The organism is Ochrobactrum sp. SSR (genome assembly GCF_030067775.1).
Lineage (GTDB): Bacteria > Pseudomonadota > Alphaproteobacteria > Rhizobiales > Rhizobiaceae > Brucella > Brucella teleogrylli.
On sequence record NZ_CP125971.1, the window covers coordinates 739,012 to 760,300 of the forward strand.

Consider the following 21,289-nt stretch of genomic DNA (forward strand, 5'->3'; position numbering starts at 1 on the left):
ATATCCTTCCTCCATTATACTTGAGTATGCGTATTTACGCTCAATAGGATATAGCAGTCGTATGTAGAGGAGACGATCTTGGTTATCGATCTTAAATGTCCAAAAAGCTTCTTTTTGTCTAATTAATCTTAAAATTTCTCTGATCTGATTAAAAGAATTCTGTCGGCGGGACTGAGCGATGATCTTGCGTGGATTATCCTTGTTCGCTGGATGCACATGCGTGATCGCCTCCATCGTTGTTGACTTGCCGTGGCCGGTGCCGCTCGCAGCGCTGTCCATTCCCGAGGTTCTAATCGGCAGCGAGCGCATGGAAGTTTATACACCACCCGATCCGTCTACATTTATGCTGGTGGCGTTTATGCGATAGCAACGGCGAGTTAGCCAAAGGGTTATCCTGCTTTATGAGCGCGGCGGCGTCAGCTGATCGCCACAAAGCCGAAAGGATCATCCTCGAGGCCAATCAGATCTTGACTGGCAATCAGGCTATTATGCTCACTTATGGCAGGATTGATAGCTTAGTATAAGTTCGGGCTTTCCTAGGATCTGATGCAAACGTTTTATCAATGAGCAGTGATAAAGGTTACCAGTTGTAAGAAGCTAAGCTATTTCATGGGCTGATGACCCCCAAACTGCGTCGGAGCTCTTTCTAAACGGCGATTGACACACCAGCGACCATTAAAAGGCACATAGGGTTTACTTTTTCTTTGTCGTCTCCTACCAATTCGAAATGCGAGCTAGCTAATCAAACATCTTCGGCGGCTGAGCGGCTTATATGACGCCTTAGTAAGGCAGCAGCGAATTCAAGATCCTCGCTAACGATAGCTTCGAGAATGCTTAAATGATCGCTGCAAGCCCTACGAATCCGCAATTCACCCAACCGGTCGAAGTCGGAATATTCTGTCATCCGGCGTAGGTGGTTTTGCCAGCGAACTGATTGGGTCAAAAAGCGATTATTAGCCCAAGAAACAATAGTTTCATGGAAGTTTGCGTTGGCGTTGAACCAGAGATCTCTTGTGAGGTTATGGATAGGTAAGGCAGATACATGAATCTGCTCTCGTTGGAGGGCTGCGAGTTGGCTTAGATCGGGCGCATAATCGGGTTGCAAAAGCGCGCCACATTCGATGACAAGACGGAAAGTGTAGCTCTCACTTACCGCTCGTTCATTATCGAGCGACTCGGCAAAACGCCAGCCATGGCCGGGGAGGCGTTCTGCAAGACCTTCAGCGGCAAATCGCATAAGTACTCGACGTACGGCACTTCGAGTCGCACCCAGCCGATCAGCGAGTTCGGCTTCCGACACTTCCGCGCCAACAACGCCAGATGCACGTGAGCTCATCAGGAGGCGGTAGAGTTCCTCCGCCTCAGACGGCGGCAGCATACTGTCTTTCAGTTCATTCGGTGCGGGGATGCGGTGCAACTGATATCCCCGATTGGGTGTTTGGCTTACAATGCCTTGCTGGACAAGAAGATTAAGTACCTGTCGCACGGGTGTACGCGACACCCTAAGCTCCTTTGAAATCGCGACGTCTGACAGACGATCACCGATACTCCAGCGTTCGGCGGATATAAGCGATACCATCTTGTGTGCAACTTCCGCTTGAAGACTACTTAGACCCAATCCGCTATCTGCAGGATTTCTTAGGTTTATTTTCACGTGGTGCATCCTCTCAACGCGGATCCGTTGTTCTGCATAGCCATGTTCGCCAGAATTGCACTTTGGCTGCGGGTCGGTGGGCGCATAATTTCAATGTACCAAACAATATCAAAAAACTCTTGACTCCGCAATAGACGGATGAGAAATGTATTAATACGATTCAAAATACAAAATGGATTGACAATGTCAGTTACCCCATTTCCATTCATCACAGTTGCGGGTGTGCCGGAAGAGCGTGGGCGCCAATATGGGGTTCTGGCAGCAGAACGCATCCGGCGCAGCGCTGGTCTTTATTCCAACACCCTCGACGCGTTCGGTCTTTCGCCTGAACGCAGGCAAAGTCTCATCGAAGAATTTACTGGCCGGATCGAGGAATTCGACGCGACTTATGTAGAGGAAATGCGCGGCATCGCCAAAGGTGCGGATGTGCCGTTTGAGCAGATCGTCATGATCAATGCACGCACGGAAGTCGTTGCGATGGCGCGTACGGAAACGGGTTCGCCTGATCCCGAAGAGCAGGATGATGGCTGCACCGGTGCTCTCATCATGCCTGCGAAAAGTGCTTCTGGTAATCTGGTTCATGGCCAGAACTGGGACTGGCGTTCTGAATGTGTGGAAACCGGCATTGTGCTGCGTGTTCGCAACAATAACGGCCCTGATTTTGTAACGTTTGTCGAGGCTGGTGGGCTGGCGCGCAGCGGCTTCAATGAAGCGGGAATCTCTATCACCGCCAATTATCTCGAATGCGAACGCGACTATAAGAAGCTGGGCGTTCCTTTGGGTCTCGTGCGCCGCAAGGTGCTTGAGCAGGAGCATTTTGCCAAAGCAATAAAGGCTGTGGCTTCGACACCAAAATCCTGCTCAAACAATATCATGATTGCGACGAGCGCCGGTTTCGGCATCGATTTTGAATGTGCGCCGGATGAGTCCTTCCCGATCCTGCCTGAGAATGATCTGATCGTTCATGCCAATCATTGGGTCAGCCCAATTGCGCTGACAAAGCTGCGCGACACCGGCATCCCATTTGTACCTGAAAGCTTCTACCGTGATTGGCGCGTTCGCCAGTCTCTTGAATCACATGGTGGAAAAATTGGTCGCAAGGAGCTGAAGGAAGCACTGTTCGACGACTTCCTGAAACCTTATGCAGTCTGCCGCCCGCCACGTCCCGGCAATCACGACAATATAACGGCCACGGTTGCGATGGTGGTGATGGAAGCAGCGCTTGGCATGATGGAAATCGCGCCGCTGCCAGCTTTGAACCGTCAGTTTGCGACCTACTGTCTGCAGGATTATACGCCGCTACCGTCCGATGCCGCGCCACGCGCGAAATCCCTCTTTATCGAAGGCTAAAGAAATGCTGCGCTTTGCGCTTTCCAGAATAGGCATGGCCATTCCAACATTGCTGATCGTGGCAGTGGCTGTGTTTGTGATTGTCCGGCTGATACCGGGCGATCCTGCAGCCCTGATGCTGGGCGATTCTGCGGATGCTGCGACGCTGGCCGCGCTGCGCGAGCAGCTGGGCCTCAATCACAGCGTCTTTACCCAGTTTCTGATCTGGGGAGGCAATGTTCTGCATGGTGATCTCGGTGTCTCCATTGCCAACCAACAGCCGGTTCTTTCGCTGGTTCTGGAGCGCTTTTCGGTCAGTGCGCGTATCGTCTTGTCAGCGGTGGCGCTTTCTACGCTTGTCGCTGTTCCGCTTGGAATGATCGCAGCCTGGAAGCAGAACAGCCTGACCGATCTGACGCTTGTGACCTGTGCCACCTTGCTGCTTTCGGTTCCGACATTCTGGATGGGCTTGCTGCTGTTGTTGGCCTTTGGCCTCAAGCTCGGCTGGTTGCCGATTGTCGGCTATGTCAGCTTTGGTGAGAACCCATGGAAAGCGTTTCTTTATCTGGTTTTGCCGATCACCACACTGTTTCTGCATGAAATCGGCGTCATTTTACGTATGGCGCGCGCCTCGACGCTTGAAGTGCTGAATCTGGATTACATCGCCCATGCCCGCGCCAAGGGACTGTCGGAAGCAACCGTGATGTGGCGTCATGCTTTCCGTAATGCGTTTGGCCCGACCTGGACATTGTTGGGGCTGATCCTTGGCAATCTGCTTGGTGGTATTGCAGTTGTGGAAACGGTTTTCACGATTCCCGGACTTGGCAGGCTTCTGGTTGAGGCGATCTTTGCTCGCGATTATCCCGTCATTCAGGGCTGCTTGCTGTTCACAGCCTGTGTTTATGTGCTGGTCAATCTGATCGTGGACCTTCTCTATCCGTTCTTCGACCCGAAGGTGACGGCGAAATGAAAAATCTCTCTCTCAACGCGATTATTGGCGGAACCCTGACCGCAACGCTTCTCACGATAGCGGTGGTAGGTTCCTTCTGGACGCCTTACAACCCGCTGGCCCTCGACTTTGCCGCGCGTCTTGCGCCGCCAAGTGCTGCGCATTGGCTGGGTACGGATGAATTTGGGCGCGACCAGCTGAGCCGTCTTATGAGAGGCGCATCGGCCAGTGTTTCAATCAGCGTGTTCACAGTCTCTCTCGCCACCCTCGGCGGAGTGCTTATCGGGGCGGTCAGCGGCTTCTTGCGTGGCTGGTTCGACCGGCTGTTGATGATGGTCAATGATGCTTTGCTGGCATTCCCTGGCATATTGATGGCGCTTGGTTTGCTGGCCGTCTTTGGTGCCAACAAGAATGGCATCATCTTAGCACTTGCTCTGGCCTATATGTCTTCGGTGATCCGCGTGGTCCGTGGCACGGTTTTGAGCCTGCGTGAACGGGAGTTCGTTGAGGCCTCCCGCGTCATGGGAAACTCGGAAATCTATACGATGGTGCGCCATATTCTGCCCAACTGTCTGGCGCCTGTTCTGGTCATGGCAACGTCCATGTGCGGCTGGGCAATTCTCGCGGAAAGCTCGCTTAGCTTTCTGGGTCTGGGTGTGCCGCCGCCAGCGCCGACTTGGGGCAATATGCTGGCGGGAAGCCGCAATTTCATTGAGCAGGCCGTTTGGCTTGGTATCTTCCCCGGCCTTGCAATTTCGCTGTCGCTGCTTGGTATTAATCTTCTAGGTGACGCGTTGCGCGATCGCCTCGACCCACGCATGAGGAAGCGCTCATGACTTCCGCACCCTTGCTTGAAATCGACGATGTAAGCCTGCGTGTTGGCGACAGTGCGCTGGAGATCGTCAAGCGCGCTTCCTTCTCCATAAAAGCTGGCGAAATTCTCGGCATCGTTGGTGAATCCGGCTCTGGAAAAACCATGCTCGCGCGGGCGGTCATGGGGCTGGTTCCGGCGTCCATTAAAACAAGTCATGGTGCGATCCGCTTCAAGGGACAGAACGTGTCAACGATGTCGCCGACCGCTTTGCGCGGGCTGCGTGGCGATGGCATTGCCATGATCTTTCAGGAGCCGATGACTTCGCTTACCCCGTCACTGACTATCGGGCGGCAGCTTGAAGAAGGACTTGAACTGCACTTTCCAGCCGAGAAGGCACAACATGCCGACTGGATCAGAGCCATGTTGTTGCGTGTTGGTATTGCCGATCCTGATCGGGCGATTGAGGCGTTCCCACATGAGTTCTCAGGCGGAATGCGCCAGCGCATCATGATCGCCTGCGCGATGCTCATGAAGCCTGATCTGCTGATCGCGGACGAGCCGACCACTGCGCTTGATGCGGTTATCCAGCGCGAGGTTATGGAGTTGCTGGTCGATCTCACGCGGGAACGTGGCACGACCGTTTTGCTGATCAGTCACGATCTTCCAATGATTGCGCGCTATTCCAAACGTGTGGTTGTGATGCGCCATGGTGAAGTGGTTGAAACGGGCGATACCGCGGATGTTCTGGCAAAGCCCCGGCATGATTACACCCGCAAATTGCTTTCGACATTACCGGTTCGTGGGCCTGCGCGCGTGGTTCCAAAGGCTGATCCGCTGATCAGCGTGCACGATCTTGTTGTCGATTTTGAAGGCCGGGGTGGCTGGTTCAAGAAAGCTGGCGGCAAACGTGCTCTGCATGGGGTTACGATTGATGTTCTGCCCAACGAGGTTGTTGCCGTGGTTGGCGGCTCCGGTTCGGGCAAGACCACGGCCGCGCGCGTGATGGCTGGACTAATCAAGCCGAGCGAAGGGAAGTTGCTGTTCAAGGGACAGCCTCTCGAGAGGCGTTCATCCCAATATCAGGATTATCGTTATCACACGCAGATGGTGTTTCAGGACCCTTATTCATCACTCGATCCGCGTATGAAAGTGGGCGAGTTGGTCGGTGAGGCGCTGCGCTTCTCGAAAGAGCTTTCGTCCGGCCAGAAAGTGGATCGTGTTCGCGAAACACTGGGGGACGTTGGCCTCGGTGGAGATTATGCTAATCGTTATGCGCATGAAATGTCGGGTGGTCAGCGTCAGCGTGTGGCGATTGCGCGTGCGCTCGTTCGCCGTCCCGCTTTTGTCATTGCGGATGAAGCAGTCTCGGCGCTTGACGTAACGGTGCGTGCGCAGGTTCTCGATCTCTTCGCCAAGCTGCAGCAGAGCTATGGCTTCGGTTGCCTGTTCATTACCCATGATCTGGGCGTGGTTGAGCAAATTGCCGATCGTGTGGTCGTGATGAATGACGGTCGCATTATAGAGCAGGGAACGCGCGACGAGATTTTTGACGCGCCGCAGAACGACTATACCCGCCGTCTTCTGTCAGCCATTCCAATGCTCGAACTGACGGGTGAGGGCGGCGTCAAACTCAAATGGCGCGGCGATAGTGCAAATACGAAGTCTGGAGAGGAGGGCGGTCATGTCCATAACTGAAGAAAAGCCCGCTACTAAACGGCAGGGCCATGGCAAAAAACTCAGCTTCTACGATTTCGGAGCGACCACGTTTTTTGCAAGTCAGTTCGATCAGCGTTTCAGTTACTGCCTTTACGTCCCCGAGGACTATGATGAAGACGGCACCGAGACGCACGAACTGATCGTCATCATTCACGGGACGGGGCGGACAGCGGCACAGTACCGCGATCACTTTGCAAATTTTGCGCGAGAGAACCGCTGCATTGTTCTGGCGCCGCTGTTTCCTGCGGGCATCGTCGTGCAGGGCGATCTTGCCAACTACAAGCGCATCGAGTTTCACGGCATTCGCTTTGACCATATTCTGCTATCGATGATCGACGAAGTGGCTGCCAAGTATCGCCTCAAAAGCAATCGCGCCATCATGTACGGCTTTTCGGGCGGCGGGCAGTTCTGCCAGCGCTTTTTCATGCTGCATCCTCATAGGCTGAAGGCCCTCTCTATCGGAGCACCGGGCGTCGTTACTCTGCTCAATTCCGATTATGACTGGTGGGTTGGCGTTCGCGATGTTGAAGCATGTTTTGGCTGCCGCATTGATCTTGAAGCGATGAAGGCTGTGAGCGTTCATACAGTGATCGGTGAGGAAGATACCGCGACTTGGGAAATCGCCATCCCGCGTGACAGCGCCTTCTGGATGGACGGCGCCGATCTTCAGGGCGATTGCCGGATCGACCGGATTGAAGCACTGGCCAAGTCGTTTGAAGCGCATCGCATCGCGGTTCGCAGGGACAGGGTGCCGGGCGTGGCTCATGAGCCTTTCAAAGTGCTGGAGCCGGTCGAAGCATTTTTCGCGGACGTGCTGAGGTCACAAAGTTGACCATACCGCAAAATCAAAAACAAAAAGGGGAAACCAAAATGTTCAATCTAATTTCAATCCGCTCTGCACTCAGCATGGCGCTTCTTGGTCTCAGCGCCACATCCTTCCAAGCACATGCTGCAGACGATGAGACCTTGCGCGTCGCCATTCACTCTGATGTTGCGAGCATCAATCCGGGCGTCAATCGCGATGCCAATGCCGATATGGTTGTTGCCCATATTGCCGAAGGTCTGGTCGCTTATGGCGACGATCTCGCCATAAAGCCAATGCTGGCTGAGAGCTGGACCTCGAATGCCGATCATACGGTTTATGAATTCAAGCTACGAAAAGGCGTCAAGTTCCAGAATGGCAAAGACCTGACCGCCAAGGATGTCGTCTGGAATTTCGAGCGTTATCTCAAGCCGGATACAGCGTTTCAATGCGTCAATCGCTATAATGGCAAGGTCGATTCCGAGTTGAAGACGGTCGAGGCTGTTGATGACAACACGGTGCGCTTCAGCTTCGCAACTCCTGCGCCAAACTTTGTCATCACCATGGCTACCATCCAGTGTACCCCTTGGATATTGAGCCCGGAATCCGTTGATGCGGATGGCAAATTTGTAAAGCCGATTGGTACAGGTCCCTATGCTTTTTCCAAATGGGAGCGTGGCCGTTATCTGGACCTGACCCGTTTCGATGATTATTCGGCTCTGCCCGGTGATCTCGACGGTCTGGGAGGGAACAAGAAAGGCCATGTAAAGACCATTCAGTTCATGACTGTTCCAGATCCCAGCACGCGCACAAATGGTCTGCTTTCCGGTGAGATCGACTTCATCGATGAAGTGGAGCCAACCGGTGTCAAGGATCTGGAAGCGAAGGGCATGAAGGTCAATGTACAGCAGACGCCTTCATGGATGGTGCTTCAAATTCAGTCCACTTCCGATAAGTTGAAGGATCCGCAGATGCGTCAGGCGATTGCTCACGCCATCGATCTTAGCCAGCTGGCAACGGCGATTGGTGAGGGCATTTATGCACCAAACCCGTCGGTCATTGCACCAAACACCATCTATTCGGATAATCAGGCGGCTGCCTGGCCTGCATACGATCCAGCCAAAGCGCAGGAGCTGCTGACCAAGGCAGGATATAAGGGCGAACCGATCAGCCTTCTGGTCGCCAACCGCCAGAACCGCGTGCAGGTTGCCACGATTGTTCAGGCATTCCTTGCAGCCTCCGGCATCAATGCGCAGCTCGAAGTGCGCGATTGGGCGACCCAGCTCGATCAGTATCGTCGTGGCGCCTATGAACTTGCCGTTTTCGCTTATTCAGCCCGCCTTGATCCGCTGTTATCTTTCCAGTCGATGATCGGTGACAAGAAGGCTGATGCCGCACGCCAGTGGGACGATGCCAAGGCGGAAGACCTTCTCAAGCAGGTTTCTGCGAAAAGCGACGTCGAAGAACGCAAGAAGCTCTTCAACGAACTCAACACATTGATGGGTGAGCAGGTTCCGATCCTTGGTCTGGTAAACTTGCCATCGATCACAGCTGCCGGTCCAAAAGTGAACGATTTCAAGGGCTGGGCTGGTGATACGCTTCGCTTCTGGACGATCAGCAAGGCACAGTAAAACGCTCCGCTTCGCGAGCTTAGCATTGGGATAACCCCATGACGTCTACATCCTTTGACTACACCCGGACCGACGCTGTCGGTCTGAGAGAGGCCATTCGCGCAAAAATTCTGTCGCCGCATGAGGCTGTTCATGAGGCATTTGCAGCGATTGATCGGTGCAATCCTAAGCTGAATGCTGTGATCTACGAGATGCGCGATCAAGCGGAAGAACAGCTTAAATCGCTGCCAGAGGGTCTGCTTAGCGGTGTTCCGGTTTTGTTGAAGGATGATTGCCCTTCCTATGTCGGTGCAGCAATGTCCTTTGGATGTCGTGCGGCAGAGGGAAATATCTCGCAGCGCGATCATGAACTCGTCAAACGCTACAAATCCGCTGGTCTGGTGGTGGTGGGTAAAACCAATTTGCCGGAGTTTTCCTGCAATATCGCAACGGAATCTTCGCTTCATGGTCCAGCACTCAATCCCTGGGATGTTACACGCAGCATTGGCGGTTCTTCCGGGGGGCGGCAGCTGCCGTTGCCGCGCGCATGGTGCCTGTGGCCTATGGCAATGACGGAGCAGGCTCGATCCGTATCCCGGCATCTTGTGGCGGGCTTTTCGGGCTGCGTCCGTCGCGCGGGCGAGTCCCATGCGGTCCGGTCTCGACAGAAAACTGGGGCGGAATGGTCAGCCATCATGTGCTGACGCGCTCGGTTCGCGATTCCGCAATGATGCTTGATCTGACAGACGCGCTTGAACCGGGTTCGCTGTACGCGGCCCCGGCCAAGACGGATCTGTTCGTCAACAGTGTCAGAATGGCGCCGCGGAAACTTCGTATTGGTGTCTGGCAGGAGTCTGATCTGCGTCATGATCTGGATGAGCAGACAGTCGCAGCACTTGAGGCGACGATTGCTTTGTGCGAACGGCTCGGACATAACGTTGTTCGGGTGAAGCCTGATTTTGACGGCGTTGAGCTTGCGGGTGCCGTACAAAAACTGATCGCCGTTTACACCGCAATTGAAGTGGCAGATGTTGCCGCGACAATGGCAAAGCCTGCCAATGAACTTTATTTTGAGCCTTCAAATCTGGGATTGGCCGCTTACGGCGATAGCTTGGCTGCGACAGAGGTTATTCAAGCGCGTTTGACCGCAAACAGTACGGCGCGCAGTTTTGGTCGTCTGTTTGAAGAATGCGATGTGGTGTTAAGCCCGGTCATGCCGGTTGGATCATTTCCGCTTGGGATGCTCGACGTGCGCTCACCCGACTGGAAAGGGTTTGCCCGGCAGTTTCTGGAGCTGACAACCTTCACCCATCCGGTCAACGCTGCTGGCTTGCCTGCGATGAGTGTCCCACTTCACGAAACGTCTGATGGTTTGCCAATCGGCAGCCAGTTCATTGCTCCTTATGGGGCCGAAAATCCGCTATTCCAACTAGCAGGTCAGTTGGAAGCCATGTGTCCATGGTCTGATCGACTGCCCGCTATTCACGCCTGAAATCAAGAGACAAGCGATGCTCTATACAAAGCCCTATTTCCAGCCGTCCGATACGACCGAGGTTTTCGATCTCGTTGATAGAACGGTGCTTGGTACTTTGATCACCAGCCATGAGGGAGGCCTTGCTATATCGCACCCCGTCTTCATGATGGATCGGACACGCGGCGAAAACGGCACGCTGGTCTCGCATGTTGCTGCATCCAACGATCATGTTGAGTTTTTGAAACGCGGCCTGCCATCAATCGCAATCCTGATGGATGCTGGTCATTATGTATCATCGTCATGGTATCCCGGTTATCCGGAAAGGGACAGCGCACCGACCTGGAGCTTTATGGTTGCTCATATCCATGGCGCGCCCAAAATCCTGTCGGAAGCAGCGACCGCCAAACATCTCCACGAGCTCGTCAAGCATATGGAAAAGGGTCGTGACAAGCCGTGGCAGATGAAGGAACTCGGTCCCGGTGGTCTGGAGCGGCGTCTGCCCAATATCGTAGGCTACGAAATGCCGATTGAGAAGATGGAGATCAAGTTCAAGCTTGGACAGGACGAACGGTCGGCAGATATGCGTGCTGCGATCAAAAAACTGCGCGAAGAGGGGCGGGAAGATGTCGCCGAAATGATGGCGCGTCACTGCAAAATTTAGAAAATAAGGTGGAGTGGGTTCATAATCAGTCCCCTGTGCATAGCGTGTATTTAATTCAACATTGGCTGGCAACAGAGCCCATATTGCCAGACTTCAATCACTCAAGTGGATAGGTCCCGGAATGATATTCAACCAAGGAGTGGTTTTCGTGACCAGGGATTATATCTATTTTCCCATCCAGCGATGGTGTCCAGAAGGAATGAACGACGTCAGTGCTGGCGAGCTGGAATTCTCCGCGCTCCCCGACCGGAAGCCTGATTTCGTTGACGGGGTGTACTGGCCTGGCGCGCCCCGGGAGATGGTATGTGATATGCAACCAGAATTGCTCACCGGCAATTCAATCCGGAGGCCGGAAGTGGCGGTGACTTTTTGAAGGGGCGTAAGCCGGGTATCGCAAGACCTCGCAGGCGCTGAACGCGCCGGCATGTTCTGACTGGCAATCAATTAATTTCCGGCCATCGTTTAGCGTATTGTGCCCAGAGTGAATTGTTTCGCAAGCGCTACGATCAGGACATTGTGGAGCATGTCCCGGGGCAGCAGGCGAGGCGCCTAATTTGTCGTGGCACGAGTCCTACCCAGGCGGCCGGTTCGCCAGCCATAATGAAAGTCAGCGCGCTCCCTACAGATTGCAAACCCAGGCTAATCTCCACTTATTGTTCGTTTACCAAGCCATCCCGCTGGTCAATGTCGCCTTCACATCGAAGCGTTGATCGGATACCCATTCAGAAACACGCTTTGGTCCGGCATAAACGTGATTGTTTGATCGGTTTCTATCGTTTATGCCTCAGCTATTCGGAGGTTCTGATGAAATCTTTGTTCATGACCGCACTTGTATCGGTTGGGGTTTTCACATCCAGCTCAGCCTATGCTTTAGATGCTCGGAAGGATTGCTCAACGTTGAAGCAGGTCATCAAACAATCGAAAGTTAACTTTAAAAATGTCGCTGCTGACGTGCCGCCGAAGGATGTGGACGTTTATCCATCAAAGCTCACCTTAACTGGAAGCAATTTTTGCCGTGTAGTTTTGCGCACGAATGTATCCTCGGTGAGTTGGTCGTGCGTGCTGGAAGATTCGACGGTTAAAGCAGTCGCGGAGTTCGTTTCGAACTGCGTGGGCAGGATTGAAACACCAGATCAGGCTTATCAGCGAGTTGGCGCCAAAATTTTCCGTTTAAAACCACAGGTTTCCGTCGAGATAATTGTTTCGGAACTGGATCGCGGAAGTATTGCTCTGCAAGTCAAGGCGCTGCAGAATAAGTAACGTCGGTTGAGAGGATAATAATAATTGCTGTTCGCTAGCGGTTGCTTTTCGAAAGGCGGCGCTAGCCGTTATGAAACTCATTTTCGATTTTGGTGGCTTCTTCCCAGCGTTCGCTGTACTAGCCGGTGAGATGATCTGAGATGCGAAGAATCAGACGTGTGGGTTCATCAGTTTTCCATAACATCGACCACGCGAGCATAAACGATCAGGGTTTCATTTGTCCAGCGATGTCAAACTCTTGCGATGACTTTGCGACTCGGATGACTGTTCTGGAACGGTGATCATTCGCATCGAGCGTTCGGAACTGGTCAAATTGAGGCCGTCGTCTCGCGCAATTCCCGGTTCGGATTCTTTTGCAAAGCGGTCGTCTGACAAAGGAAGGCCCATGGCATGAAAGTTTGAGTTTCAGCTACCACGGCATCAAGAAGTTGCTGCGTTTGCAGATCGGGTATTAATGCCCGCATCACACCTCCCTCGAAGGGAGATTATTGTGACGAGCGGAGACCGAGAATTTCGGCTTTAAATCAAAAACCCCAAACAGGCGAACAAATCGCTCCACGTACACACGTAAGGTCTAGACACAGGCAATGTGATTGTATTCATAATCTATTCCGGAATTGCAGATTTAGCTAACGCGTAGGAGAAGAAGCCATGTATTTCCAATTGGGTAGCGTGATGGCCGCAGGGTTGATTTTTTCGACAGCGCCAGTGGTTGCCGAAACGCTGAAGGTCCGCGATATCACTGATCAGCAAGAGATATCGGAACGTGCCGGCGATTTCGAAAGCGATCTTAACCAGCTTGGTATTAAAGCAAAGCTGAACTGCGATCTGCTCATCGGAAGTAAGGGCGAATCTAACGACGAAAGCGTTGGTGCGATTTGCGATATGAGTATTTCCGGTAAAAAAGCCCACTTCAATAATGTTGTGTAACGATACGATGATCGGCAAGCTCACCATCAAGGCTTACGGCTTTAGCATCGATAAGAAAGAGCTCGCTGCCTTCACCGAGATGAACTGCAGGCCGGGTGGTTAACGCTATCTCCAAAACCTCCGGTACAAAACATTAACACCCATAACGCAGGTTCTTTTTCCAGGAAACAAATGAAAATCTGCTACAGAGACTGATGGTTATCGATATGAAAAACTGGCGTAAGGGTTTGATCGCTGCAGGTGCGGTATTCTTGGGCAGAGGCGGGATTTAGGCTTACGATCAATTTCAGCGGTATCAAGATGGCCTGGTATATGCGCAGCTGGAGTGTTGTATGCGGTCAGCTGGACAAAAATAAGTCTGTTATCTTTCGAACACATAGGTTTCGCTGATGATAATGAAAAACATGTATCTCTGTTGTCTTTTGATCATATTGACGGCATGCGGCCCTGACCAAATTGTCGTCGATTTGCCATCTCCCAACAAGTCTGTCCACGTCGAGGTTCGCAAATGTCCGCAAGCAGGTGCATTTTTGCAATGGACCGAAATGGTGCAGGTTTCAGTGCTGGAGGCCAGCAGATCAGAACCCTGCAACTCTTTTGTGAATGCATTGGTTCAATTCGACAGCAAGGTAGCGGACGAGCAACTCGAGCTGGAATGGTTATCGGATAACGTGCTCCGAGCTTGGCACCCGACTTTCAGCCCTGACTATGGCCCCGTTAACTCAACAGTTCGGGCCGGTTCGAAAGTGAGGATAGAGTTTTCCCCAAAGTTTTAGTACATACCTCGGCAAGCAGCGGCGATGAATTGAGTTATATCGTCGACTCAGTAACACTGAAACAATCGTGCCTTTTTCTCTATACAGGCGATACGTCCTCCTTCGTGGGGCGCTCCGGTGTCTCTCAGGGCTGAGTCCTTCTGTTTGTTCCGCAGGATAGAAAGATGAAATGGTTTCAAGCGCCAATAAATGTTTGGCTATCGGTTTTCCTTCTAATGGTGATCGCAGGAGCGCCCGAGATTTCAGAGTCGGCATCGCTTGCACAAGAGAGGTTCAAAGGTATCGCCAGAACTGATGCACGTATCCAGCGTCTGGTTATGATCGGACAATTGTGCCGTAAGCTTACCGAAGAAGATGCCCAAGCGATCCTTGCAAACAGCCGCGCGGAACTGGAAGCCGCACGGGCGGAACTTGCAAATGACGAACAGGAGTGGGCGAGAATCTGGCAAGAGGGTGTCTTTATTGGTGCGACACAGGCCGCAGATATTCCTGACGCGGTCTATGACGCAGGATGTGCGCATTTTGCCAGGCCAGACGGACCATTAACGGCAATCATGACCTGGAGCGGCAAGTCTCAGTCCGGGAATGACGCGCGCGTCCCGCGCCGTGCGATCCCGTGATCTCGACTCGTACCTGTTGGCAACTTCGCGATACGTTGAGGATTCTGGCAACAACTAGACTACATTCGGCCGCTCAGGGCGGGCGCGCGCCGATGCTTATAAGAAGCGAGACCATCAAGAGGCAGATTGCTCTACCCTCCGGGTCTAGAGCTGAAGGGAATTCCTGATCGCTTGCTCGCTTTTCAGGGCGATATCGGTTTTAACTCTGGCAAATTGCTAGTTGATTGAGTCCAGATAGCTTGCCCAGCTCGATGCCCAATGCTGGCGTTTTTCGGGGGAAGCGGATTTGATATTACAGGTTTTCATATCGCTCTCAGGTACGTCCTGCAGCGTGGCTTTGCATTCCCACAGATTGTCCTTTTCAGGCGTGAAAGGCGAAACAAAGCTGACGATCCTGTTGTCCTTTATGCCAATTAAAATGCCGAACCCGGTTTCTGCAGCCAGCGCCCATGAGCAAACCTGATCAAAATCGAGCCGGTTGTCGCTCGGCAATGCACAGGCCGTACCTGCTTCGGGTGCAATCTTCTGGATGAAAGACTTTCCACCCGGCGTTGTTATATCAAGATCGGCCTCAGACAACTGGCTGATTTCCTTTACGGCCATATCCTCGCCCGCAGGTGTTTCGGCCATCGCCACACCCGTTGCCGTGACGCAAGACACCATTGTTATCACACGCAGAATAGGGAATACGTTTGCAAGCATTGATTTCACCTGTCTATCAGCGGTTTATTTAAAGAAGATGTATGATCAAGTTTAGGTCTCCATGATCTGGAGACGGGGATTAATCAGCAGCTTGGAACGCGTGTCTGTCCATCAAGCTTGAAGCGACCGTCCTCTGTACGATGGTAGATTTCCTGAAACGTCTCCGTGCCACTCTTATAGGAAACGGTGAGGCTCCGGCCTTTGTCAGCGGCAGTAATGGCACCGTTGATCTGTGCCGAATTGTCGTCGCTGCTTGCGTTGGAATATTCGATTGGAATCCTGGCGAGCTCAAAAGGCCCCGAATCCGTAAGCTCAGTCAGAATGGCGTAATAGCAAAAGAGCCCTTGTCCGCCACCGCCACCTTCTGTGTAGAGAACCGGAGCATCACTGATATCCGATGACCATCCCCATCGTTCTGCAGGATTCCCGACAGACCCAACGGCTCCAACGTTCAACCACTCCCCACGAAGTGTGAACGGATACCTGGGTTCTCCGGCTTCGTGATCAAGATAATGCACCGCGTTCATCCCGGAACAGGCGGCTCCTGTACATTCATTTGCACCGGTGCTCACAAGGGCGGTTCTCGTGTCGGATAGCGGGATGAATGCAAGAGGTACGAAATGAAAATTGTCATCTCCAATTTTGCGTACCGCCTCATTCTGGCTTGCTTGTGGAAATGCAACTTCAAACGCGGCGGGTGTGCCAGCCGGTACCGTGTCACGATCAACATCGGTCATTTCTATCAAAGGCTTTTCTGATGAGACCGCAGGCAGTGTCGTTAGCATGGTCATCATGCAACCAAGGATGAGACTGGAACGTTTCATATGAGCATTAACTCCTAAATAATACCTTTTACAGTGTTCACTTGACAGCATACCTCAATCCCTTTTTATGGGCCGTCCCAGATAACGACTGACCTGTATGCTGGATGTAAAACAGTTCTTCCCGACAAATGATTCATGCTTCGATCAGTAATACCCAATATTTAACTGGATGGGTCTGTATTCTAGTTTGCGAACGGATTTGACTTGCGATCCCATTCGAGCGGATTTCTGGCAGCAGGTTGACCTGGAGTTGTGGCTCCCGCAGGGGGCTGACCGTCATCTTCCTTTGGTTTGAATCGCGGGGAAAAATGGGGCACGGTCAAGCGCGCCCATGAACGGCTGATTTTAGATGACTCGTCCTGACAGCGCGCAGCCCTCTCTTTTGGCAGCATACCGTTTTCCACGATTGCACGGTTATTTTCTGGATCTCGCCCATAAACGATGCAGAGCAGATTGTAATAACGTTGCGCATCGAGGGAATGTTCATCAGCAAATGACCGAACATCCGGCGTATTTGCCAGCTGGCTGTTGATCTTGAACCAGACCGACGCCAGCTGAAGGACACGCGCGATGTCATTTCTGGATTCACGCGTATCAACACCCATAAGCAGAAGGACAGCTGCCAATTGGTCAACGGAATCCTCTTCTCGCCCCACAGCGGGGATATCCAGCAGGTCTATCAAGGCATGGCCGGATTCGTGCAACAGAATAAAACGAAGGTTGTTCTTGACGAATTCCGCGGCCAAGCCGTCAGGATCAGAAGCATCCTTCGACAAGGACTGTCCCATCTTCAGGAGATCGTCAATCATCTCATAGCATAGGAAAATTGCGCTGTTTTGTGGATCGTAAAACGCGTTTATCGTATCGCACTGGCGCGTGACATAATGCAGTTGCCGCGGAGTCACAAAAAGCCCGTCAAGCGCATTGATCTCCGGAATATTGAGGAAAAGATGTGTATCGCTCGCCCATTTGTAAGCGTAATCGAGTGTGGCATCCTGCGGCGGGAAATAATGGTAGACGAAACGCAGCCCTTTTCCGTCCGTGGTGACCAAGGAGCCATCCGTGGGTGGAGGAAGGGCATCTTCACGCTGTTCAGTAAGCCCGGTTGAAGTGGACTGTGAAGCAGTCCGAGACGGTTGCGTATCGTCCGATGCCGTGGACTGGTCTGTCGTGCTTTGTCGCTGTGGCGCAGTCGCCGGTGCATCGGCACTCGCAGCATTCGCAAGACGGATCAATGTGGGGTAGCTTGGATCCCCATCCGATGTGTTCTCCCCAAACGGGTGGAAGCTGTTCGAAATCAATACCGAGATATTGTCGACCAGCTTGCTGTTTTCATCTTCGTTCCAGCTGAGATCATACCCGCGAACTTCATCGCCGCTCGCTTCGAAGCGTGTGTAGAATTTGCGGTTCTGGCTAGCCCCGGAAACAATAAACCAGTTGGGACGCTTGACTTTATACGTAATCGCATTGCCATCTTCATTGACAAATCTGGCGTAAAGACGCTCGAAGTCGCTCGAGCTGCTATTGGCAAAGCGCGCAGTTTTCAACACAATCGAACCGTCACCGGACTGTAATGTCTCCCCGCCGATCTGATTTTCGTCACGCTTTGTCAAAATTGCGCCAGGATAAGACAGCGTCATCCTGGATAGCGAGTTCTCCAGAGGCCCCCATCCAAGTTGTTTGCGAAGCTTCAAGGCAACATCGCTCAATTCGAGCGCATCTTGGCCGGAAATCCTTCCGGAGGCCGGCCTGTTGCGGTCCTTCTGGTAGTTTGTAATGGCATTGCGACTGATTGGATCAAATTCGCCATCCGCAAAACCATTGTAATATCCGGTAAGGACAAGGCCCTCCTGAACGAGACGCCGTTCCCAGATGTTCAGGCTTTCTTCTATCGATGCGGGGTCAGCTGAGCCATTTTCAACGAGAGTTTGTCCCTGGACCGATATGGGCGCGTTGGGCATTGCCAAGGCAAGGGGCAAACCCAGTGCAAGAAGCAGTCGACCCGATCTGAAGCGAAAAGCGAAGTTCATGAATGCCCCTGATTTAAGTAATCTCAGCAAGATTGCTCGAAGTTCCGGCTATTGTTGCGCGGTACCGTGCTCTTTGCGAATCCTGGAGCACGCATTGCGGACATACAAACTGATCGCAATCAAGACGGGCTTGCGCCAACGTGAAAATAAGTCCCTGCCGCAGAGCCGAAACCACCTGATGTCGAGCCGTCACAAAAAGGCGTTGGAATCTTCAAGGTAGCTCCATCAAGACGCAGCACGAGGGGGCCGCCTGCGCTTTGCAGCTTGGCTTCATCCGTGTACCCCTGCTCAAGGTCGCCCTCGAAACTACAAACCCAACTTCCGTTAGCTTGATCTGCGACATCAATTTTCACTGCCAGACCACCAGATGCTTTCCTCTTCAAGACGACAGAGCCCTGAGCATTGCTCCAGGTGCCTTCAAGAGATAACTGGTCGGTCACAGCGATCCAGTTAAGGAATTCTGCCCGCATATCGGTGTAATCAAGCAGCTTCTGCATCCTCATATCGCGATTGGCTAAACTACTTTCAAAAGCCTCTGTCCGAATTTTGAGAAAGGCTGCCTGATCTGCACGAAGCGCCTCCCTTAACTTCGTTCCTGCCCTGTCAAGAAGCGATTTATATGAAACCGTCATTCCCCGGTCGGATTCAGCAATCTCCGGATCAGAACAAATCGCCTTTTCTGTCTCCGTCGATGCTTTTTTACAATCGAAACCGGCCTGAGCATTGGCCGGGCTGCAACAAAATGCGAATGCCGCTAATAATACAATGAAACTGAAGCAATGATTGACAGGATTCATATTCTACACTCGATGATGACCATTGTTTCTTTAGCGTCGCTTGTCGAGAGTTTGCAATGATTTCTTTTTCAAAAAAGCAACACGTCACATGTTTATCAACAATTCATCTGAATTCACCAATTACTGCTATTTGCGGGCACATCCGAATTAAAAACGTTCAGGTTAAACAACCGGATATTCGAGATGACTTGCCGACACTCTGGAAGCCTCTCGAGAGGTCCGTCTATCTTTTTGAGGTTCCTTACCTCGTTCGTTTTCACTTGCGCTGATCTACCGATTTCATATCACAGGTCGTGAACTGATTTTCGCAGATTCCGCGGAACCATGCCACCCCTGTTTTCCGGTCACCGATCGTGCTTTGTTGCGAAGCTTCCGAAGCATCGTCGACACTGCGAAGGCGATATTCAATCAGCAGCCATTCAGCCGAGCAGCCCCTGATCGCAGTAATCTCTGCGGCGTCGGTAAGCCAGTCATCTCCAAAATCAACCAGGAGAGCACTGCCAGCGTCTGGGCGCTCATAACCCAAGGCAGATTGTATACCCACCTGGACGAACTCCCCAGATACCCAGCCAATACCCTGATAGAGCACCTGGGATGGCAAAGTTCGCCCATCCTCGTCGGGCTCCACAGGGTCCGAAGCATTTTCTATCTTGAGCCAACCAGACTGTGCCTCAACGACATTGAACTCAGTACTAGCCGTGTCGGCGTCATCGTTTGCCCGCGATACAGGCAAATGTCCAACTACTTCCGCGGTCATGCTGGGTTCTGCACGCACTTTGATTGGTGCGTTTGCACGGAACGACGTCCATGCACTGAAAGCGCATTGCTTACGCTCTGCAGGAATTTTCACAGTGGAAGACGTCGCTTCAGGCGCAGCATACACTGGCTTCGCAAACACTGTCAGGAGAGCTGTCGCGCCCAACACCCAGTTGGTTGAATTTTTCAAAGAACCCTCCTGACAGCAAACCTCATGGTAATTCTTCAACAGATTCGCACGACACTTGAAATCAGAAAAGCTAGACTGCGCAAGAGACTTTCTTAATAAGCTTATCCACTATGGCAAACGAAGAGCTTGTCGAGCGGGCAAACTGGTTGCAGTGAGTCGTGTCGTTCACGCGAGCGGCCAACTGTCCGCCCGATCGACGCGCGTTGAGTTTCAAAGCCACTTATCGCATCAGCAGTCTTCTCCGGCATGTTGAACAAGATAAGAACCTTGCCATATCCAAAGGTCACGGAACTGACGATCGCCTGTCGGACGTTTCCATTGTGATCGGGAGAACAGAGCTCGCTGGTGGACATAGCCAGGCTGAATATGCAGTCATGATCTGGGGGCGTTACGGTTCCATTGTCCAGGGTAGCAGGAACATGCAGATCAGTCCCGATTTTGAACCTCGTCTACGGATATGCCGCAACAAGACCACGTGGACGAGGATCAAAAGCGGATATACGTCCAATACCATTGAAAAATGCTCACAGCTTAACCAATTGAGCGTATAGAGCCCAATGATCGGGAGAAAACTCCACCTGAATTGTCGAGTGTATAGATATATTCGTTGCCCCGTGAAATACGGTTGATCTTCATCACGAAATAGTGTGGGTTTGCTCGGAAAATGATCGTTGAATTGCGGATTAATTCGTAAAGTTCGGAGCTCGCAAAATGTTTTCTAGGAACCGCTTAAGCGCCATTTCCTGCGGATTAATCTCGGCAATATTTTTATTTTCCCATTCTATAGCTGGGGCGAGTGAAACAGGTGATTTGTCCAGCCGTGACAGGGCGGATTTACTGCGATCTGCTGGCATAGATTGCGGTGCGAACGGAAACGGCGATTGCGTTGCTGGCAATACTGAGCGCGGCGACTATTACAATGTTCGTGTTTATGGCGATTGTGCAAAGGCAGCCTATTTTGGCAGAACCAACGACAAATCCACGTCCCTGAGAAAAGATGTTGCCACCACTGGCACCAAGGGCAAGACTGAAGGAGCATTGGCACCAAATCAACTGGTCTGTATCAGAGCCGCCGCACAGGTAGGTATGCACGATACCGAATACTATGTCATGGCACTGCCGATGGACTACGGTCCAGAATGCAAAGGTGGAGAGCTATGCAAAAAGCCTGCGCCACTGCCAACCAGATACCAGACGATTATGGCCAAGTGCCGCCCAGACAGTATCAAAGGCTACCTTGATTGCCCACAGGGATGGGTTTTCGCAGAAGATATGGAAGCTTATTCAAATGGGCTGCCTGATGTAGAGTAGATATCGTCCTATCGTTCACGACAGGGACGACGAGATTAAAAGGTAGCTTCCAAATAGTGGCGCGGACGAATTGGTCGATGTATT

General features: G+C 52.3%; 19 protein-coding genes and 1 pseudogene. 13 read left to right on the forward strand and 7 right to left on the reverse strand.

Annotated elements, in window-relative coordinates; genetic code table 11:
* The first annotated feature begins 220 nt into the window (after nucleotides 1-220).
* Nucleotides 221-367: a hypothetical protein gene (locus tag QLQ11_RS20885; RefSeq protein ID WP_283735555.1), complete on the forward strand. Its 147-nt coding sequence runs from the start codon at nucleotides 221-223 to the stop codon at nucleotides 365-367.
* Nucleotides 368-742: 375 nt separating this feature from the next.
* Here QLQ11_RS20885 and QLQ11_RS20890 read toward each other — a convergent pair whose 3' ends face one another.
* Nucleotides 743-1,654 carry a GntR family transcriptional regulator gene (locus QLQ11_RS20890; protein ID WP_283735554.1) on the reverse strand — a complete coding sequence of 304 codons (912 nt, stop codon included), beginning with the start codon at nucleotides 1,652-1,654 and terminating at the stop codon, nucleotides 743-745.
* A gap of 183 nt (nucleotides 1,655-1,837) precedes the next feature.
* Here QLQ11_RS20890 and QLQ11_RS20895 point away from each other — a divergent pair, with 183 nt between their 5' ends.
* The 8 genes and pseudogenes from QLQ11_RS20895 (at nucleotide 1,838) to QLQ11_RS20930 (ending at nucleotide 11,009) form a co-directional block, all read left to right on the forward strand.
* On the forward strand, nucleotides 1,838-3,004 hold the full coding sequence (locus QLQ11_RS20895) for a C45 family peptidase (RefSeq protein WP_283735553.1): 1,167 nt from the start codon (nucleotides 1,838-1,840) through the stop codon (nucleotides 3,002-3,004).
* A gap of 4 nt (nucleotides 3,005-3,008) precedes the next feature.
* Entirely contained in the window at nucleotides 3,009-3,953 is a 945-nt protein-coding gene (locus QLQ11_RS20900) for an ABC transporter permease (RefSeq protein ID WP_078340994.1), read from the forward strand.
* A complete protein-coding gene (locus QLQ11_RS20905) occupies nucleotides 3,950-4,768 on the forward strand; it encodes an ABC transporter permease (RefSeq protein ID WP_283735552.1) in 819 nt (272 codons plus the stop codon). The genes QLQ11_RS20900 and QLQ11_RS20905 overlap by 4 nt, the downstream gene beginning before the upstream one ends.
* Complete coding sequence (locus tag QLQ11_RS20910) at nucleotides 4,765-6,441, forward strand: ABC transporter ATP-binding protein (protein ID WP_078340991.1); 1,677 nt, start codon at nucleotides 4,765-4,767, stop codon at nucleotides 6,439-6,441. Before QLQ11_RS20905 ends, QLQ11_RS20910 begins: the two co-directional genes overlap by 4 nt.
* The gene (locus QLQ11_RS20915) at nucleotides 6,428-7,294 is read left to right on the forward strand and encodes a hydrolase (protein WP_078340989.1); all 867 of its coding nucleotides are present in this window, start codon (nucleotides 6,428-6,430) and stop codon (nucleotides 7,292-7,294) included. Before QLQ11_RS20910 ends, QLQ11_RS20915 begins: the two co-directional genes overlap by 14 nt.
* A 38-nt stretch (nucleotides 7,295-7,332) precedes the next feature.
* Nucleotides 7,333-8,895, forward strand: a complete 1,563-nt coding sequence (locus QLQ11_RS20920) for an ABC transporter substrate-binding protein (RefSeq protein ID WP_283735551.1) — start codon at nucleotides 7,333-7,335, stop codon at nucleotides 8,893-8,895.
* A 38-nt stretch (nucleotides 8,896-8,933) separates the two neighbouring features.
* A pseudogene (locus QLQ11_RS20925) lies at nucleotides 8,934-10,366 on the forward strand (amidase).
* A gap of 16 nt (nucleotides 10,367-10,382) precedes the next feature.
* Nucleotides 10,383-11,009, forward strand: a complete 627-nt coding sequence (locus QLQ11_RS20930; RefSeq protein WP_283735549.1) for an FMN-binding negative transcriptional regulator — start codon at nucleotides 10,383-10,385, stop codon at nucleotides 11,007-11,009.
* 97 nt (nucleotides 11,010-11,106) lie between these two features.
* Here the strand turns inward: QLQ11_RS20930 and QLQ11_RS20935 are convergent, their stop codons facing one another.
* Entirely contained in the window at nucleotides 11,107-11,325 is a 219-nt protein-coding gene (locus tag QLQ11_RS20935) for a hypothetical protein (RefSeq protein WP_210276622.1), read from the reverse strand.
* A gap of 488 nt (nucleotides 11,326-11,813) precedes the next feature.
* Here QLQ11_RS20935 and QLQ11_RS20940 point away from each other — a divergent pair, with 488 nt between their 5' ends.
* The 3 genes from QLQ11_RS20940 (at nucleotide 11,814) to QLQ11_RS20950 (ending at nucleotide 14,595) form a co-directional block, all read left to right on the forward strand.
* Complete coding sequence (locus QLQ11_RS20940) at nucleotides 11,814-12,269, forward strand: hypothetical protein (RefSeq protein WP_283735548.1); 456 nt, start codon at nucleotides 11,814-11,816, stop codon at nucleotides 12,267-12,269.
* Between the two features lie 651 nt (nucleotides 12,270-12,920).
* On the forward strand, nucleotides 12,921-13,199 hold the full coding sequence (locus QLQ11_RS20945; protein WP_371836005.1) for a hypothetical protein: 279 nt from the start codon (nucleotides 12,921-12,923) through the stop codon (nucleotides 13,197-13,199).
* A 940-nt stretch (nucleotides 13,200-14,139) separates the two neighbouring features.
* Nucleotides 14,140-14,595 carry a hypothetical protein gene (locus tag QLQ11_RS20950; RefSeq protein ID WP_283735546.1) on the forward strand — a complete coding sequence of 152 codons (456 nt, stop codon included), beginning with the start codon at nucleotides 14,140-14,142 and terminating at the stop codon, nucleotides 14,593-14,595.
* 216 nt (nucleotides 14,596-14,811) lie between these two features.
* On the opposite strand, the gene QLQ11_RS20955 is transcribed toward QLQ11_RS20950, so the two are convergent.
* From QLQ11_RS20955 to QLQ11_RS20975, 5 genes are all read right to left on the reverse strand, one after another.
* Nucleotides 14,812-15,297 (reverse strand): hypothetical protein, encoded by a 486-nt coding sequence (locus tag QLQ11_RS20955; protein WP_283735545.1) that lies wholly within the window; start codon nucleotides 15,295-15,297, stop codon nucleotides 14,812-14,814.
* 83 nt (nucleotides 15,298-15,380) lie between these two features.
* A complete protein-coding gene (locus QLQ11_RS20960; RefSeq protein WP_283735544.1) occupies nucleotides 15,381-16,121 on the reverse strand; it encodes a hypothetical protein in 741 nt (246 codons plus the stop codon).
* A 182-nt stretch (nucleotides 16,122-16,303) separates the two neighbouring features.
* Complete coding sequence (locus QLQ11_RS20965; protein WP_371836006.1) at nucleotides 16,304-18,151, reverse strand: DUF4344 domain-containing metallopeptidase; 1,848 nt, start codon at nucleotides 18,149-18,151, stop codon at nucleotides 16,304-16,306.
* Nucleotides 18,152-18,270: 119 nt separating this feature from the next.
* Nucleotides 18,271-18,948 (reverse strand): lysozyme inhibitor LprI family protein, encoded by a 678-nt coding sequence (locus QLQ11_RS20970; RefSeq protein WP_283735542.1) that lies wholly within the window; start codon nucleotides 18,946-18,948, stop codon nucleotides 18,271-18,273.
* A gap of 256 nt (nucleotides 18,949-19,204) precedes the next feature.
* Nucleotides 19,205-19,894, reverse strand: a complete 690-nt coding sequence (locus tag QLQ11_RS20975; protein ID WP_283735541.1) for a hypothetical protein — start codon at nucleotides 19,892-19,894, stop codon at nucleotides 19,205-19,207.
* Nucleotides 19,895-20,605: 711 nt separating this feature from the next.
* Here QLQ11_RS20975 and QLQ11_RS20980 point away from each other — a divergent pair.
* Nucleotides 20,606-21,205 (forward strand): hypothetical protein, encoded by a 600-nt coding sequence (locus QLQ11_RS20980; protein ID WP_283735540.1) that lies wholly within the window; start codon nucleotides 20,606-20,608, stop codon nucleotides 21,203-21,205.
* The last annotated feature ends 84 nt before the right edge of the window (nucleotides 21,206-21,289 follow it).